General features: G+C 39.4%; 15 protein-coding genes and 2 pseudogenes. 1 reads left to right on the top strand and 16 read right to left on the bottom strand.

Features of this window, described 5'->3' with window-relative positions; genetic code table 11:
- Positions 1-395: 395 nt before the first annotated feature.
- The 13 genes and pseudogenes from ELQ35_RS15705 to ELQ35_RS15650 form a co-directional block, all read right to left on the bottom strand.
- On the bottom strand, positions 396-1,196 hold the full coding sequence (locus ELQ35_RS15705) for an HAD family hydrolase (protein WP_126865871.1): 801 nt from the start codon (positions 1,194-1,196) through the stop codon (positions 396-398).
- A gap of 48 nt (positions 1,197-1,244) precedes the next feature.
- Positions 1,245-1,496, bottom strand: a complete 252-nt coding sequence (locus ELQ35_RS15700; RefSeq protein ID WP_126865869.1) for a hypothetical protein — start codon at positions 1,494-1,496, stop codon at positions 1,245-1,247.
- Between the two features lie 800 nt (positions 1,497-2,296).
- Positions 2,297-2,731: a hypothetical protein gene (locus tag ELQ35_RS15695; protein ID WP_126865867.1), complete on the bottom strand. Its 435-nt coding sequence runs from the start codon at positions 2,729-2,731 to the stop codon at positions 2,297-2,299.
- Positions 2,732-3,174: 443 nt separating this feature from the next.
- The gene (locus tag ELQ35_RS15690) at positions 3,175-4,911 is read right to left on the bottom strand and encodes an ABC transporter ATP-binding protein (RefSeq protein ID WP_126865865.1); all 1,737 of its coding nucleotides are present in this window, start codon (positions 4,909-4,911) and stop codon (positions 3,175-3,177) included.
- A gap of 900 nt (positions 4,912-5,811) precedes the next feature.
- Positions 5,812-5,964, bottom strand: coding sequence for an SMI1/KNR4 family protein (locus ELQ35_RS22395; protein ID WP_143253472.1), 153 nt, complete (start codon positions 5,962-5,964; stop codon positions 5,812-5,814).
- A gap of 10 nt (positions 5,965-5,974) precedes the next feature.
- Positions 5,975-6,214, bottom strand: a pseudogene (locus tag ELQ35_RS23785) (HNH/ENDO VII family nuclease); the annotation flags it as partial.
- Positions 6,215-6,480: 266 nt separating this feature from the next.
- On the bottom strand, positions 6,481-6,891 hold the full coding sequence (locus ELQ35_RS15680; RefSeq protein WP_126865863.1) for an immunity protein YezG family protein: 411 nt from the start codon (positions 6,889-6,891) through the stop codon (positions 6,481-6,483).
- On the bottom strand, positions 6,881-8,722 hold the full coding sequence (locus tag ELQ35_RS15675) for a DNA/RNA non-specific endonuclease (RefSeq protein WP_126865861.1): 1,842 nt from the start codon (positions 8,720-8,722) through the stop codon (positions 6,881-6,883). The genes ELQ35_RS15680 and ELQ35_RS15675 overlap by 11 nt, the downstream gene beginning before the upstream one ends.
- Before the next feature lie 208 nt (positions 8,723-8,930).
- A complete protein-coding gene (gene dnaB, locus ELQ35_RS15670; protein WP_126865859.1) occupies positions 8,931-10,256 on the bottom strand; it encodes a replicative DNA helicase in 1,326 nt (441 codons plus the stop codon).
- Between the two features lie 5 nt (positions 10,257-10,261).
- On the bottom strand, positions 10,262-10,597 hold the full coding sequence (locus ELQ35_RS15665) for a hypothetical protein (RefSeq protein ID WP_126865857.1): 336 nt from the start codon (positions 10,595-10,597) through the stop codon (positions 10,262-10,264).
- A complete protein-coding gene (locus tag ELQ35_RS15660) occupies positions 10,590-11,348 on the bottom strand; it encodes a conserved phage C-terminal domain-containing protein (protein ID WP_126865855.1) in 759 nt (252 codons plus the stop codon). The genes ELQ35_RS15665 and ELQ35_RS15660 overlap by 8 nt, the downstream gene beginning before the upstream one ends.
- Positions 11,349-11,916: 568 nt before the next feature.
- Positions 11,917-12,802: pseudogene (locus ELQ35_RS15655) on the bottom strand (transposase); the annotation flags it as partial.
- Between the two features lie 128 nt (positions 12,803-12,930).
- Positions 12,931-13,266 carry a hypothetical protein gene (locus tag ELQ35_RS15650; protein ID WP_126865853.1) on the bottom strand — a complete coding sequence of 112 codons (336 nt, stop codon included), beginning with the start codon at positions 13,264-13,266 and terminating at the stop codon, positions 12,931-12,933.
- A gap of 561 nt (positions 13,267-13,827) precedes the next feature.
- On the opposite strand from ELQ35_RS15650, the gene ELQ35_RS15645 reads away from it, so the two are divergent.
- The gene (locus ELQ35_RS15645) at positions 13,828-14,202 is read left to right on the top strand and encodes a GIY-YIG nuclease family protein (RefSeq protein ID WP_126865873.1); all 375 of its coding nucleotides are present in this window, start codon (positions 13,828-13,830) and stop codon (positions 14,200-14,202) included.
- A gap of 370 nt (positions 14,203-14,572) precedes the next feature.
- On the opposite strand, the gene ELQ35_RS22690 is transcribed toward ELQ35_RS15645, so the two are convergent.
- From ELQ35_RS22690 to ELQ35_RS15640, 3 genes are all read right to left on the bottom strand, one after another.
- The gene (locus ELQ35_RS22690; RefSeq protein ID WP_185861797.1) at positions 14,573-14,731 is read right to left on the bottom strand and encodes a hypothetical protein; all 159 of its coding nucleotides are present in this window, start codon (positions 14,729-14,731) and stop codon (positions 14,573-14,575) included.
- A 1,125-nt stretch (positions 14,732-15,856) separates the two neighbouring features.
- Complete coding sequence (locus ELQ35_RS22685; RefSeq protein ID WP_185861796.1) at positions 15,857-16,024, bottom strand: hypothetical protein; 168 nt, start codon at positions 16,022-16,024, stop codon at positions 15,857-15,859.
- Positions 16,021-16,545: a hypothetical protein gene (locus ELQ35_RS15640; RefSeq protein WP_126865851.1), complete on the bottom strand. Its 525-nt coding sequence runs from the start codon at positions 16,543-16,545 to the stop codon at positions 16,021-16,023. The genes ELQ35_RS22685 and ELQ35_RS15640 overlap by 4 nt, the downstream gene beginning before the upstream one ends.
- Between the last annotated feature and the right edge of the window lie 252 nt (positions 16,546-16,797).

The raw sequence follows: 16,797 nt of genomic DNA, 5'->3' as shown, positions 1-16,797 counted from the left end.
GTTCAAAACAGAAATGGACTGCGAACGCTTAGTCCATTCAAGAATCCCACCCGTCACACCGTAAGGTGCAGGGCTTGCGACTTTAGTCGTGAGAGTCTCAAATTTAGTTTCGATCCCAATCGGGCAGAGTCACAACCTGCCTGAGATTATGAAGTGACGAGGCCATTCAATTCACTAGTCCAAAATATTATGAGTTAGATAAGAATCAGTACGTATTCCGGGGCTTCACTTCTTCGGTTCACCAGCAAATTCATCTCAAAAAGAGGTACAAAAAAAACCGCCAAAAGAATAAAATTTTGGCGGCATTTTCATTTCACGGATCTTTTTATTCTTCTTTCCGATTTTCTTGGATTGTCTCCAAGCGATTTTCATTGATTTTCAAGTTATGTTTTTCATTATGTTTCCTGCTTATCCTTCAACTCATCCAAAATAGGAAACAGTTCATCTAAATGGTGAATTTCATAGGCGGGAACCACTTTTTCACGTACTTTATTATGGCGGTTAATCCAAACCGATCGAATGCCCGCTCGATTCGCGCCAAGAATATCAGTCAGTAAGTTGTCTCCTACCATGATCACTTCATCCTTCTTTAAGGACATAAGCGATAAAGCATGTTCAAAAATCGAAGGATCAGGCTTTCCTCTTCCAAAGGCGCCTGAAATAACAATCTGGTCAAAATAGGGAACCAGTTCTGATGTAATCTCGAGTTTTGTCTTTTGCAGGTCTGGCGAGCCATTTGTGATAAGCAAAAGCTGATAATCCCCTTTTAACCTATCGAGGGTAGTAAAGCTTTCCTCGTAAACAAAGGGAACCTTCCTGCGCTCCTCCGGAAATCGCTCCGCCAGCTCAAATCCAAAGTCCGGGTCATCAATACCCATCCTCTTAAGCCCTATTGTCCAGGCTTCTTTTCTGTAAGTTGGAACCTGATCCTTCATTTTTCTAAAATCATCGTGATCATCCAGAAAATTGCCCCATAACCCTTCAAACGGATTGATGCCGATCATCTGTGTAAAAGGGTATATCTCATATGAGGAGTATAACTTTCTTGCCTCTTCCCGAACCGCTTCCTCAAATTGGTCGGGGTCGATCCCATACCGTTCCTGGGCGAATTTACTGGTAGCCGCAAAGGCTTCCTTTACGCTTTTCTGGTCCCAGAGAAGTGTGTCATCCAAATCAAAAAATATTGCTTTTATCATGATAGCCTCCATTTTTTATCGTGATTAAGAAAGATAACTTCCAATTGATTAACCTTGAAACACATTTTCCGTGTTCTCTATTTTGGTATTCTGTCTTTCCCTTTTTATACCGTACCACACAAAAATGCTGCCGAACACAACCAGAATGGGCCCCAGCCAATTCGCCTCAGTCCCATTCGTGATTCTGTGAAGCTGAAAAACCCAGTGGAATACAATGATGTCAAAGCTTAAGAATAATCCTGCAGCTTCAATAAAGCCCTGGAAAAATGACCTTGAAAAAAGCCATTTAATAAGTCTCATCAATATGATGAGAACCACCATTCCAAAGACAACTGCCGCTAATCGCTGTGCTTGCTTGTTAATTGATTAAAACTTATGTATCATGCCGCTTAAGTCTTCGCGATTAGACCAAGAAGTCTTGAAAGATCAGGTCCCTTCTACAACATATCTTTGCTTTTTTAATCATCACTTGCTATAGGTTTGATAGATCGTAATGCATTTTATCGCTTTGAAATCAGTTGTCTTACCAAAGCCAGTTCCCCTCCTTAACAATATAATCCTACTTCACACAAGAGTCACACTCTATTTTTATATAAAAATTATACACGAAAAACTTGAAACAGATTTCAATGTTTCAAGTTTATTTTTTACCGTTCCAACTTTAATATAATGCGATCTGCCTTAATCGTTTTGATCAAACAGATGGGCATTCCATCATAACCCAATATTTAATAAACCGGATCTTTTTTGAAAGATACACTGGTGATATGATTTACAACGATTATTGCGAAATATGTGTACCTATAAAACCGTTAAAGTTTGATTTGACAGCTAAAGAAAGCAAGGCAAGGTGTTTCCCTCACCCCGGCTCTCCGGAATTACTTGCGGTACTTGCCCTCCGGCTTCGGATTTGCCCGGTGAAGGTCCAAACCGTCTAAATCATCCTTACGCTGCTGGCAATCGTTGCGAAGGCCTGAAGGATGATCTAGTTGCCTAAGAAGCAATCCCTTTTTTAAAACTTGAGCTACCCTCTAGTCCAGGAAAAAAAAGCAGCCATTTTCGTGTCTTTGAATATGGAACTAAAGTCCAATGTTCTTCATTTATTCATCTCCACCATCAAAGAAGTCTCCGAAGTCTCCGAAATCGCCTCCCTCATTCATATCAAGCAAATCCTCATCCATCCCAATGGTGTCTGCAGCACCTTCGGCGAATCCATCCAGATCAAATCCATCCATGATTTCGCTCAGCAGCATGCCACCTAATATGCCCGCTGCCAATCCGCCCACCATACCTCCAATGCAATGTGGCTTACTGCCTGTATAATGAGATTGGTAAGAAAACGGTTGTCTAAATACTTCGGGGTTTTCCACAACCTCAGAAATCCGTTCATTGAAGAACCCGACAAGCTTTTCTTCATTGTCCAATATTTCATTTGGAATCAAAAATTCAGTTTTTGCTTCTATTTCCTGAAACACTTGACGGCAATCAACTTCCATCCATGTACGTATTCCCGAAACCTCGTTCGCAAAACGCATCTCTAGTTCGTTTATGCGTCCTGCAAAAGATTGCGTAGGGAAATACGGTGATCAAATCCTTAATTCCATCAAATAGATCCTTCCCGACATCGAAGTGGCCCCGACCGATTCCTTTTGCAATCTCTTCATTTTGTTTGGCGATTTCCAGCTGACTGAACGTGCTCTGCTGGGAATCTGTCAGGTTATCATATCCAATTTCCTTGGCGATCTTTACATATTCCGGATCATTTACGCTGGCCAGCTTTTTTTGCAGCTTTTTAATTAGCCTTAAGGGGTGACACCTTGGGTACAGTCAGGAAATGCTGAATCCCGACGCTACTCCAGGTAGGGGTGTCTCGCTACTTTGCCCCTGGTTACAGCAACGCAAGTACTGGGCCTGGAAAACAAAACCGGCTACCTCCTTCGTTAAGGAGAGAGCCGATTTTTGTTTTATGAACTTACATTTATAATTCAAACTGCCTGGAATACAGCTGTGCATACGCTCCATCGTGTCCAAGCAACGCCTCGTGTGTGCCCTGTTCCACAATACCATTCTCCGTTAGGACGATAATCCGCCCGGCATTGCGGATCGTGGAAAGGCGATGGGCAATGACGAGGGTCGTGCGTCCTTTGGCTAGCGATTCTAGTGATTCCTTGACGATGCTTTCGCTCTCGTTATCTAGTGCACTCGTGGCCTCATCAAAAATAAGTACTCCCGGATTCTTTAAGAATACACGGGCGATACTCAGCCGCTGCTTTTGGCCGCCAGACAGTTTAACACCCCGTTGGCCGATCTCGGAATCATATCCGTTTGGTAAACTCATAATAAAGTCATGGGCATTGGCGTGCTTGGCTGCCGCAATAATGTCTTCATCGCTCGCAGTCGGATTTCCATAGCGAATGTTTTCCAGTACAGTTCCCGTGAAAAGGTAAACATCTTGCTGTACAATGCCGATTTGATTTCTTAATGATTGCAGGTCGATATTGCGGACGTTGATCCCATCTAGCAACACCGCTCCATCCGTCACATCATAAAAACGGGGGATGAGCGAGCATAATGTGGTTTTTCCCGCACCAGATGGACCGACTAACGCAACGTACTCTCCCGATTGTACGCGAAGCGACAGGTTCACTAAAACATTGTCCAAATGGTATTCGTAATGGAAAGAAACTTGCTTGAACTCAATTTCACCGCGTACCTTTTGCAGGGTCAAGGCATTTGGTTTGTTTTCGATTGACGGCTTCAAATTCATAATTTCCATAAAGCGCTGGAAGCCAGTGATTCCTTCATTAAACTGCACGCTCATATGGGACAGTCGTTGAATCGGCTCAATCATAAAGCCGATATACAGAAAAAAAGTGATCAAATCTGCTAAATCCATCGTGTTTTTAACAATGCTGGCACTGCCAAAGATGATTACCGTGACCGTAATCAGTTGGATAAACGTTTCAATACCATTGGAAAAGTACGCTTCAGCCTTATACGTTTTTTTTCGACTAACGAGGAAACGATGATTTTCTCGGTCAAAATTCTCGATCTCTAAGTGCTCGTTGGCAAACGATTTGACTGTGCGGATTCCCGATAGACTATCCTCTACCTGTGCGTTTATATCCCCAATTCGCTCTTTGTTCCTTCTTAATGCCTTGTTTAATGCCTTATTAAAATATAGAGCAAAGGCAGCTAAGAATGGCAAAAAGCAGAATACGGCAATCGTTACTGGCGCGTTAATAAAGAACAAAATGACAAACGCTCCGATAAAGCGGATGAGATATTTGACATAGTCTTCCGGACCATGGTGGTACAACTCGGAAACCAGCAGAAGGTCGTTTGTAATTCGAGACATGAGCTGGCCTGTCTTTTCCTTATCGTAAAAGCTAAAGGAAAGCTTTTGCATATGTGCGAACAGCTCACTGCGCAGATCACTTTCCATACGAGCACCGACTTCATGCCCCTTGTAGTCCACAAAGTAGTTCCCGATATTCTGGATCGCAATTAAAACAAGCATCAGCCCGCCAACCCAATACACTTTATTTAGCGCAGTGGACAGGTCTCCTTCCAGAACATCGTTCGTGATATACCGAACGAGCAAGGGAAACACCAAAGTTGCAGCCGATGTGACCAAGGAGCACGCCAAAACCGTAAGATATATCGGTAAATAAGGTTTATAATAAGAGAGAAATTTTTTTACTGGAAAACTCATAACTTACCCCTTTATTGTGTTTTTAAATAAACACATATAAGGGGGGACACCGTTCACAAATTTAAGGAAGCGTTCCACCCTTATATGTTTGTACGGTTTGATTCGTCATGTCAGTCATGTAAATTGCCTCCTTACTAGTTAATACATCCATTGTAAGCGATTTCATCCGAAGTACACAATGTAATTTCACAAATTTCGTTCATATCTGATTTTAATTAAAGAGCTTCAGAATGGATATTTTCTTTCTTCCACATTACCAGCTAATATGAAGTCAAGATTTAACGGTAAAAAGAAAATCATGATAGTAAAAAAATGGGCTTACCATTTGAATGTACATTTGAAGACTATTAGGGGAACGGCCGCATGCTCATCAATTTAATATTTTATATGTCCCCCAAAGTGAAAAAATCAGAGTTATATTTAGCAAAAAAAACAAAATTTCCACTTTGGGGTATTTATTATTCTTAGCTTGATGGCTATGGGGTGATACCTGTCAAAACAGAAAAAAATAAAAGCACCTGTTGCCTGGGGGACAATCATGTGCTTTACTTATGAGTTTTTATATTTTAAATACCTTTGAGTTTCTTGAAATCAAATAAAAATGTATCATGGGCAAATATATTTATGTGGTTGTTGCTTCCCAATTCAGTTTCGGTCTGATTGATTTTCCTTCAAAGGTCTCTGTGGAAAAGACCTTTAGTGGAACCAGATCGTCAATACGGTCAAAAATCTTTTGCAAGTCATCCTGCTGGGCTTCTACCATCTTGATCGACATTATGTTACATTGGCAGGTTCCACCTCAAGAAAAAAGGCCCATTTAAGCTAATAGATACCACTTTGATATTGGGTAAAAATGATCTATAAATTCGCTTCCTCGCTAAATAGTATTTGTTTAAAGATTCATAGGGCTGTCCATACTGATTTATAGCTTTCCGGTAATTGTACATATAGTTGCTCCTCAATAAGCTTAATTTTTTCTTCATTAATACCGCCTGTGAAGTCACCATCTTCCTCATATTTATCAATAAACTTTTCAACTGTTAAATACTCCAAGTCTTTCACCTCAATTGTTTTCCATTTCGTATTGTTTAGCTCTCCATCTCCAATACCTTTCTCTAAAATTATCGTACTGTGCCTTTAAACTGGATCTTGTCTGAAATTATCTCCGTTTAATTTTAGCACATGTAATATTTTGTATATTCTTGATGTAAACTCTCGGGGTCTCTACAATGGCACCTGGTTCTTTTTGAATTAAATGATGTAAATTTATTTGCGAACCATCTTTTGCGAAAGACGCTTTTCCTTACACTATTCATTTGTTCAAAACCGAGATTTTTAAGTAAGTAAATTCTTCTGTGTATGTTGTTTATTCCACACTTTAATATATACTCCATTGATATCTGGAGCTTCTTCCGTCCATGGAAAAATCTTAGAAATCTAAAAAAGATGATCCCGCGTCAATACCGAAATCATCTTTTATGTGTATTAAATCTGAGATTTTAAGCCGCCCAATTAATGGGTTTAGTTCATACAGCTAATCAATAGTTTCTTTTAAACTGGAATTTTATTTTACTCTAAATACTCAGCTTCCCACCTTTCTTGTTTTTCAACAGGACTAAGTTGGGAAATATCTTCATATCCATAATTGATTTTCATTTTGCCAGTGTTATCTAAAATAAAAGTTAAATTGGTCCACAATTTTTGTTCTTGCGTGTTAAATTCTTCAAGTAAATCAGAGAAACATCTATATAATTTATTTTCTAGTTCATCAAACTTATTTTCATCAACAATAAACTCATCAGTAATATCAAGACTATACACTGATTCTTCACGTGAATCAGGATAATAATAAAAGAAAACCTTTTTATAGCACTCTCTGATCTCAGCATATAAGTAAACTTTTTTCCATTCTTCAGGTATTATATTCACTAATATATCTGCGATTTGCTGATAAATTTGCTCCATATCTTTAGTTTCCATATTGTGTACCCCCTGTATAGTTTGTTAACCGATCTGAATATTTTTTTCCATCGATTGTATAATTAATGTTAAATTCGGATGGTCGCATTGATTGTCCTTCGTATAAAGGTTTTATTTTTATTGTTACAACTTTTCCTTCCGTTAAAGCTTTTTTCCATGTATTCTCTAGAGTTTCATACTCGCTCCTATTTAGAGTAGCATTCATAGGGACTAAATTGTCAATATCACCTGACCCTTTAAAAATACTCGCAATTAAATGTCCCCCATCATCATTAGAGACTCTATCGTTCCCACCGACAATCCTTTGAGCGTATGGATTTCGCCCTGCCTTTCCTAATTCTAATTTTGCCTCAACAACAGTTATTCGGCCATTACTATCTGTATTGTATTTGTACCCGTCTCTCGTTGTATATTCTACGTTAGGTTTTAAAGTCTTTTTACGATTAACTTTGGTATATTGGTTGCCATACTCAACTCTAACTCCCACTATCGCTTTCGCCTTAGAAATCAATTGCTCTTTTAAATTAACACTATTTACAGTGTTATAGGGAACACCACCATCCAGCGCAACTTGACGGTTCAGGTTATAAGGCAATAAGTTTTGAATTGATATCTGTTTTGCCGCAGTGTTAGTTTTATCTGCAACTTTCCGGGCTACTTTCCTCGTATCGGCTACCCCAGTCTTTACTACCGCTGTCGTACCTTTCGTGCCAACGACCGATGTCACAACAGTTCCGAGTGCATAGGTTACCCAGCGCGAACGTGAATAGGCGTCCCCATTGATCATGTCCCGTTTAAAGGACTCCTCAATCGCGTTTGCAATATATTTGGCTGTATCAACAGGGTGGATAATCGAGTCGACACCTTCCATCGTACCGAATGGATCGGTGATTAAATCCTTAACTCCATCAAATAGATCCTTCCCGACATCGAAAAGGCCCCGGCCAATTCCTTTTCCGATCTCCGCATTTTGTTGGGCCATTTCCAGCTGCCTGAACATGCTTTGCTGGGAATCTGTCAGGTTGTCATATCCAATTTCCTTAGCGATCTTTAAATATTCATCCGGATCATTTACGCTGGCTAGCTGTTTTTGCAGCTTTTCGATTCGCCTTTCTTCAGCTTCTGCTTTCTTAATTGAAAGATATTCGCTAGTCTCCCTTTTCCTATCTTGTAAATCCTTGTAGACGTTACTGCTTTTATAGGACTTGGCATCGAAAAAGAGGGATGACACCTGTCCGCCCTTGATGCTTGAACCTTGGATTTGCTCCATAAGTGCTAGGGTAGTAGCCTGGTCCGCTTCGGACTTTTCGTAGTCTGCCAACAAAGCCTGGTCCTGCTCATGGACTTTTTGGATCGTATTCGTTCGTTGTTGTTCGGCCTGATTGATTTTCTCTCCAAAGGTTTCCACGGAAAAGACCTTAAGTGGAACCAGGTCGTCAATACGGTCAAAAATCTTTTGCAAGTCATCCTGCTGGGCTTCTACCATCTTGATCGACATATTATTTGCATTCGCCAGCTCTTCCTCTAGAAAAGGGACTTGAACGATCGTTTGACCGCCAAGCTTCTCCTCTTCCACATCCCCGGCAATATTCGTGAAGAAAGCAATTTGCCGATCCACCAACCGAAGCCAGCTGTCCACCACGTCAATCTGAGCCTGGAAAAAACCTTTTATCGATTCAGCCCCTTTTCCCTGAAATTCATCATCGAAATTCACGATATTGGAAAACTCTTTTTTTAAATGGTTTAACTGATCTCTGAATTCACTATACTGGCGGGCGCGTTCTTCCATCGCATTTACCAGTGTCTCAGCTTCATAGATTTTAATCGACATTGTTTTGGGTAACCCTTTCCGTGAATTCCCATCCAGCTTATAAATCTAATACTATGTAAAAATATGGGTTTCTTTAATTGTAAGCAAACCTGCGACTTTCCTTCAAGAAAAAAGAGATGAAAATGTAACAATTGAGCATAAAGCACCAGAAAGAAGGACTAGCAACTTGCCGAAAAGAAATGGGCTAACCGGGCTAATGTTTGATTAGTTATTTCTCAATCCCGACCTTGTCTCCCTTCTCCACATCTTCAAACACCCCAAATTCTTTGTGAAAGTGAAGATCCACTGTGCCAATCGGACCATTCCGCTGCTTGGCCAGAATTACTTCAATGATATTTTTTTCCTCGCTATCCCGGTCATAGTAATCATCACGATAAAGAAAAGCGATAAGGTCTGCATCTTGTTCGATTTGGCCGCTTTCTCGCAAATCTGATAGCATCGGCCGTTTATTTTGCCGGCTTTCGACGCCGCGGCTAAGCTGGGAAAGGGCAATAACCGTTACATTCAGTTCCCTCGCCATGTGTTTTATGTCACGGCTGATAGCGCTGATTTCTGCCTGACGGTTCTGGTTGTGTTTCGGATCCCCGACAATCAGCTGGAGATAATCGATAACCACCAATATCTTCTTTCCTTCACCATACGTCTTTCTCATTTTCCGGACCTGCGACCAAATATAACTGATATCTATTGCCGCCCGATCATAAATATGGAGAGTTGCCAGGGACAGTTTTCCCATTGCATCTGCTAATTTCGCCCAATGCAGGTCATCAAAGTATTTTCGGGGATTTCTCAAATTCTGGGTACTGATATGGCCCAGAGAGCTGGCTGCTCGTTTTAGGAGCTGTTTTTTAGCCATTTCGAGTGAAAAAATCAGCGAAATATGCTCTTCGGCTGCATGAACCGCAATATGCAAGGCAAAGGCTGTCTTCCCTACGCTGGGACGGGCCCCAATCACGATAAAGTCGGACTCCTGAAACCCGCCTGTAAGCTGATCAAGCTTGTTAAAGCCGGAAGGAATGCCAGTTATGTCGCCAATCTCCATTTCGCAATCATAGTATATATCGGTCAGACAAGGCAAAATGCTTCCGCTGTCCCCGTCCATGCCATTCTGCTCAATGGCCATAAGCTGTTGGATTCCTTTATGAATCGTACTTCCAATTTCCTCTGTTTTCGCCTCCTCGATCATTCTGCCTGCTATTTCGATTGCCTTCCTTTTTTGAGAGTACTCCAAAACGGTATCCTGGTAAAAGTTGAAATTAGCGGTGCTGGGCACACTTCCGGCTAAGTCTGTTAGATAGCTAATGCCGCCAATCTTTTCAAGGTTCTGCGTGCCGATTTGCTCGACAACCGAAATAACATCAATCGGTTTTCCCTGTTCATCCAGACGCTTCATTGCCCAAAGAATTCGCTTCAATCTTGCCAAATAAAAATGCTCAGGTATTAATGTACAATCCTTTATCAGATCTTCCTCCAAAAATAAGGAGCCAATCACAGCCTCTTCCGCTTCCTGGTTAAACAACACAGCTGCCTCCATCACGTTCACCCCTTCATGATTCCAAGTATCTTTCTCATTCTGGCTAATTCTTCTAGGATGACATTATCGGATGCCGGCTTTTGATCGACATTAAGGACTGCGATGGTTTCCTGAATACCAGGAACGTACCGGGAAACTCCTTCTCCGCCGTCAACAAGATCAGCCACTTTCGGCGGAAACTGGGAGACGGCAACGAAAGCAAGAAGGTTTTTTTGTGCCTTTTCAAAAGAAAAACTCTGTAAGGCTGCATGCCAGGAATCCAGCTTCTTCTGGTCGAACTCAAACTTCTCATAAAACTCCGCAATTAAATCCAATAAGTTAAAAACGTCTTTTTTAGTCATGTAAATTCAAATCCTCCCCCCGAAGCCTTCTCTTTGCTGGCTTTTGATTTAAATAAGCTTCAAATTTCGTCCCAAATAAAGTCTCCGGCCTAAGATACTTACTCCATTTCGGATCATTCAACCATTCTGCAGCTTTATGATCGATCACTTTCTTAAACTCAGCTAAGGTAAACCCTTCCCTGAATCGAGCTCTTATCAACTCCATTGTTTTTCTCGTATTAGGGTTGTAAGCCGAATAGGTTTTCTCGTTTAAATACTGAATGATTTCGGAAAAAGGCAAGATTTCTTTTTTCTCTGTTGTATTCTTTGAAGTAATCTCTGTAGTAATCTCTGGTATTGCTTGGCTCTTGCTGAAATCCTCTAGGTCGCTCTCTGAAACCGCAGATGGTTCAGGTTGACCCGGGCACGATTCTTCCGGCTCTTCTCCATCCATTAACTCAAGCTTTTCATAATCAATCGTATACCATTTGGTCTTGTCCATTTTGCTACGGTTGAAGTTGGCGGAAATCAAGTAGCCAAGGTCCTCAAGCGCCATGATCGTGCGTTTGATGGTGCTCTCTGACCAAAACGGCAGCTGCTTATTCCAATCCTTGTAGGTGTTATACACCCACCTTCTCCCTTCAATCACATGCGAACTGGAAGACAGCCAATAATGAATCTGCTGCAGGACAATCGCTTCATTCAAACCAATTTTCACAGCCAAAGACGGAAGCAGCACTAACGTTTTTTCATTGATTAATAACTTGCTCATAGAATTACTCCTCCTCAATCTAAAATAGTTAAGTTGGCATTCAGCCAGTTCATGGAGAAAACGTAATTCATTATCTTATCTGCCACACTGCCCTTCTCCATGAACCTCTTTCATCTTTTAAATAAAGTTAAAAAAGGAAAAAGTAGCATGGTGGATAAAAAAGTTTTTTCGAAAGACAATCAGGCTATCAGCAAGAAAGTAAAAGTCCATATATATATTACATTGGAAAATGACATTTTTATTTTGAATCAGATCATCTGCTAGCCAATGGGTGAATAATAAATAGATACTTGCCCTGTTGAGCTGCCAATACAAACAGTCTGGAAATGGTACTTACTAGACAAGAACTGGGTGCGAAAAAAACGAACGAAATTCCAAAGATGGTTAACTCTAGTTGAATAAAATAATATCCGGAAATAAAAAATGGTGGCTGATTAAGGAGGCCACTGAAAATCTACTGGCTTTTAGGAATTTCCTGTTGCCTTAAAGAAAAAAGCCAACTCTCCTTCCATATTTTTGGAAGGAGAAGTCGGCTTTTTTCTTTTTTTCAGGTTGTTTTTCCTTAAATTTAATCCAGTATCTTTAGGATTCTTTTTAGATTTACGGCGAAAATGGCCATAGCCCCTTGTAATTCAATTCCATACCAATTAGACCCGAGGATGTGGCCACATCATACCCGTGTCTGTGCTTCAGCTCACTATTCTTTGCCTCAATCTTATATCATTCTTTTGATTTCTCCTTAAAATACTCACTTTTTTGGAATTTTTCCTGTTCGGTATGCACATTTGATTTAATGGTAACCGAGTAAGTCTTGTTTTTGGCTTCTTCTTTATAACAGCCTACTTTGAAAGGGGACCGTTTGCACTTCTCAATGTCAAAGTAGTAGGTATCGACCAGATTGACAGCTACACCCTTCTTTCCTCCGCAAGCTTCCCTGAATGCCATATGTCCAGCTTTACAAACATACATCCCAGCGTCTTTATTGAATTCAAATTCGTCTTCTTTTTTACGAAAACCCTGTGTTAAGGAGGGATTTAATTTAGCTACTAATTTTATTTCCTTTTCATTGGTGTATTCAATATTTCCTTTTTCAGAATAGGCTGCATCACCAATGACCGTATCAACTTCCATTCCAGCCTTGATACTTTTTTCAATGAGCGTTTCCAATTGCTTTCCGTCATTCTTTTCACCTGTCGTAATCGTTGCGGCAGTAATAATCCGTTCTTTGCTCATTGCCATGTGCATCATGTATCCAAAAAAGGAAGAGTCGGCCGTCTTATGTCCAGGTCCTTTGAACACTGGAGCTGCTCCATATCATCTACAATCGCCTCTTTCAATAGATTCAACTGCTCCTTCACTTTTGGATACTGTATAAGGGTTTCTTCCTTCTCAATTACCTTGATGAGTTCCTCAGAGTAGGCGATGATTTCGTCCTCCAGCACATCCGTCTTTGTCATTATCAAGGCAATATTTATCCTGAAGTTCATCGTAAACAAAGGAAAAGTCGACTAGATCATTGATTGTTGTGGTATGAGCATTAAACGTTTGTTTTACAAATAAAAAAAAGCCCGTTTAGGACTTCTTATATTACTTTCTCAGCTGAGACATTATAATTTACCTTCACTTTACCTTCGGCGACCTTATCAAGATGCCACCACCATTGTTCAATCGGAATACCGTTCTTATCAGATAAAGAAAAGTCGTATACTTTACTGATATGTTTAGCCATTTCCTCCGCTTTTTCCACTAACATCAAGTCATACATGACGAGCATAATTTTCTCGTTCATATCTAATTTATCAACGATATTTTCAATTTGTGTTCTATCATGCAGCATCCTTAAATGTTCATAAGCACTATAATCTAAATCCTTAACATCATCACCGTAATTCAGAATGTCTTGTTTAAATTGGCTCATTTCAACACATCCTTTACTTTTCCAAAATAGGTGTACCCAGGATTATTCACACCATGCTGAATATGAGATTCTATAATTCCTTTTATTTTCTCTTTTATCTCCAGATTCAACGATTTCCCCCCTATTTCCCAATATCTTGATTCCTATTATAAACAATTACCGCACACGCATCAATCAAAGCAAGTTTCGGAAGAACCTATGAAGTAATTGACTGAATTAATGTTTTGCTCTGATTACTATCTTAACTATCTATTTGAGAAGCTTCCCAATATCGATACAACAGACGAGAGTGCCTTAGATAAAATACTACCTTGGTCATCGACTCTTCCTATCACTTGTATAGTCTTCAACAAGTTATCTAAATAATACTGAGTCTTCATTCTGTTTAGCAGGGGGATTGTTTGGCGCTTACAAAATTTAAATACAAACTAAAAGCCCGCAAACAGAAACCGCAGCTGACAAAGAACAGCAAGCTTTTCAAAACCATCATTCACAGTAAATTGGTTTTCTCTAAAACATGTGATAACATTTACTCTGATATAAGAAGAGGAAGTGATTACACTGATATCAATCGAAATACCAAAACCGGATCTTACTATTACCCAACGTGAACAAGTCAGAGTGGAAAATGAACCTGAAATACCAAGTACATATGGGTTCATTGATTTCCACCTGATCCCAAGAGATAAGGCTGGAATCATTATGTTTTATAACAATAAGGATAAGCTGTTGTTTGTTGGGAAAGCCAGGAAGTTAAGGCAAAGAGTCAAGAAGCATTTTGAGGATAACGTATCCCCTATCAAAAATCACAGGGATGAAGTACACAAAATTGTGATTTCTTTCGAAGAAGACCCGATGTATAGAGAGATTTATGAAACCTTTATCATTAATAAACTTCAATCGGAATACAATGTGGACAAAGTGTTCTTTCGATAGGGGATATTCCCGCTGATTTTTGTTCCAGGATGTTTAAGTTGTTCGAAAAAGACTTTTATTACTCCGGTCTTCCGGCAAGGTGTTCATGTTGGGAAACTGGGTTAATTTTAGTGCACACACTTATAAAAAGGAAAAGCTGACCCGGGAGTATCGTTTCCCATACGATCTTTTGGGCCAGCTTCTTGTCTTTTTTTTCCTCTTCTTTTTGATTTCCATCCAATTAGGGTACCCAAAATATGCAGACTGTTCAGCAGTTTTACATATCTATCCCCACTTGTTTTCTTTGATGCAATTCATTAGTCGAGGAATTGCAATTAAATGGGGAAATACAAATAAATACATATTTGTATCAATTACTACTCTTGGTTTATTAGCCATTTCTTTCAAGTTCAATTTCTTTTTTGATATCGTCTGTTGTTAATCCTTGAGAACGCATTTCTTCTTGAAGCAGTTTCTTCATTTCCTTAAAAGCATCTAAAGTAAGGTGCACATCAATTACTGCCATTTTATTCTCATCCTCATTGGTCATATACTACACCTCCTAAAAGTGGTAGATAGAATATGCATTTGCTACCCTTATTACACCATATTAAAGCAGAAAGAGGTGTTAATAAAAAGATCTCTTAATCATTGTTTGTGATTTAAGTCCAATTCCGACAATTAGTTAAATGGATTATAACCCCTCACAAAATCTACTACTTCATCTTACATCTTACAGACCGGCCACCAATTATCATCCACCATATGCTGAAGAAGGAGGGGCTGGGACGCCTCTTTTTGATAACTTTTGCCTGTACACTCAAAAAATACACGCGTTTAATGACCTAACTGGTAAAGAAAGAAATGTTATTAATTTGGCTCAAAATCAACATGTAACATTCACAAATACTTTATATAATACGAAAGCAACCTTGTATCGGCTGCTTTCGTATTATTTGTTTCTATTGATTTAACAGCTGCACTTCAGTACCTATGTTAAAAATGATCAATAATTGCCGCAAAAGCCTCTGGCTGAAATGTATGAACGGTTAAAAACACATATCGGGAATAGGATCTTCGGTAAGAAGCGATCGTATTTGTTACAAATTTGATTCTTTCCATTTTTGAAATTGATTCAAAAAAAGACCGTACTAAAATAAGTGTTCCTGCTGCAATTTTTCAGGAAGCCAAGTTTGAAGCAATTTTCAGCTTCCCCAATTTATAGTCCATAGCTTGCTTCATCATCCTGCCACATAGAAAGTACAAGTGAACACTTTTTATTTTCGAATGTTTATTACTCCCATCTAACTGATTCCTGGGAATATAAACAGCTTGCACTGTTCGATTGGTTATTTCAGCTGTTGTTCCCTCATATCCTACATGGATACAGAAGTGCCTTTTCGCAAATATTAAACTTACGGAGATTAATTATGTACTCTTAATTGAGATCCGAACATATAATGTAACAACTAAAATTATACAAAGGTGATCTGTATGAACCTTAAGGATAATCCTAATCGGGACAATAAAATAACAGCCGAACATTACGTGGAAAAAAAAATGGTCAAAATCCAAAACATAATTAGCGAATCACTTCGAAAGATGAATGAAATCGTAAATGAAAATAGTAAAAGCGATAGTGCATAACCATCGCTTCTGATTTGTGTTGTCCTTATTAAGCTCGTTTTTTTCCTTCCACAATGCTTTGCATTTTATCCATGGACCTTTTACTCATTCTTTCGATTTTCCCTTGTTTGGAACGAACAAAGGTTTCAACCGAAACTTCCTGTTTTCTCCTGCTCGATTTAAGAGCCACAGGTTTTCTATTTACTGCCACTTTCATTGTTCTTCCTCCTTCGCTGCATCAATTAGCTGCTTGCGAATCCAGACCAAATCATGGAGTTTTCTTATTGCAATTGTACCATCTATGTTAGAATTTCTCAATTGCTTCATGAAACTTGGATCCATATAATAACGAACTATCCATTTTGGGACTTCGTAAAACCGTAAAATAATGCCGTCCTCCAATACACTGTAATATTTATCGTGGTTTAGAATTTTCACATAAACATTATCCTGATTATTGATATGCGTTATGTCGATTTTAGTATCATTTTGAGAACGGGGACGAAATTCTGTAGCTTTGTTAAGGAACTGGCCTTCACGTATGTACGTAACTACCCCTTCAAACAAATCTAAATCTCGTTCATCCCAATGGTGATTAGTTGCCACTCTTTCTGTTGTCTCTTTGAATCTGTCTAACACTTTGGAAATAATAATTAATTCATTTCCTACTTCACTTGATTCTTGTTCAACTAGTTCGAGAGCTCTTCGATGTTCTTGCTGCTGGTCACCCATACGCATTTTATAGTCGGCTTCCTTACTGCCCCAACTTTGTTTTTCTATAACCCACTCTTTCTTAACTTCTTGTGTCTTTTGTTCCCACTCATTTTGTAGTTTTTCGAAATGAGGTCTTAAGTCATCCAGGATCTCTTGGATGTCTTTAAGGACGAATTGATCATTTCTATGAAGTAAATCTTCAAATAACTTATGTACATCGGGGCGGTGTGTCTTAAAGGCGTTTTGAGACTCCCACGACTAAAGTCGCAAGCCCTG

The organism is Peribacillus cavernae (assembly GCF_003989135.1).
In the GTDB taxonomy this organism is placed as follows: domain Bacteria; phylum Bacillota; class Bacilli; order Bacillales; family DSM-1321; genus Peribacillus; species Peribacillus cavernae.
The sequence above is the reverse complement of the archived record's forward strand: the minus strand, read 5'-3'. Positions and strand labels throughout refer to the sequence as shown.

Bases quoted from the DNA above. Each gene is read 5' to 3' on its own strand.
- ELQ35_RS15680 (WP_126865863.1), bottom strand. From the start codon at position 6,891: ATGGAAACTAAAGATATGGAGCAAATTTATCAGCAAATCGCAGATATA.
- ELQ35_RS15695 (WP_126865867.1), bottom strand. From the start codon at position 2,731: ATGCGTTTTGCGAACGAGGTTTCGGGAATACGTACATGGATGGAAGTT.
- ELQ35_RS15640 (WP_126865851.1), bottom strand. From the start codon at position 16,545: ATGCGTATGGGTGACCAGCAGCAAGAACATCGAAGAGCTCTCGAACTA.
- ELQ35_RS15650 (WP_126865853.1), bottom strand. From the start codon at position 13,266: ATGAGCCAATTTAAACAAGACATTCTGAATTACGGTGATGATGTTAAG.
- ELQ35_RS15700 (WP_126865869.1), bottom strand. From the start codon at position 1,496: ATGAGACTTATTAAATGGCTTTTTTCAAGGTCATTTTTCCAGGGCTTT.
- ELQ35_RS15660 (WP_126865855.1), bottom strand. From the start codon at position 11,348: ATGAGCAAGTTATTAATCAATGAAAAAACGTTAGTGCTGCTTCCGTCT.
- dnaB (WP_126865859.1), bottom strand. From the start codon at position 10,256: ATGGAGGCAGCTGTGTTGTTTAACCAGGAAGCGGAAGAGGCTGTGATT.
- ELQ35_RS15690 (WP_126865865.1), bottom strand. From the start codon at position 4,911: ATGAGTTTTCCAGTAAAAAAATTTCTCTCTTATTATAAACCTTATTTA.
- ELQ35_RS15665 (WP_126865857.1), bottom strand. From the start codon at position 10,597: ATGACTAAAAAAGACGTTTTTAACTTATTGGATTTAATTGCGGAGTTT.
- ELQ35_RS22685 (WP_185861796.1), bottom strand. From the start codon at position 16,024: ATGAAAGTGGCAGTAAATAGAAAACCTGTGGCTCTTAAATCGAGCAGG.
- ELQ35_RS15705 (WP_126865871.1), bottom strand. From the start codon at position 1,196: ATGATAAAAGCAATATTTTTTGATTTGGATGACACACTTCTCTGGGAC.
- ELQ35_RS15675 (WP_126865861.1), bottom strand. From the start codon at position 8,722: ATGTCGATTAAAATCTATGAAGCTGAGACACTGGTAAATGCGATGGAA.
- ELQ35_RS22690 (WP_185861797.1), bottom strand. From the start codon at position 14,731: ATGACCAATGAGGATGAGAATAAAATGGCAGTAATTGATGTGCACCTT.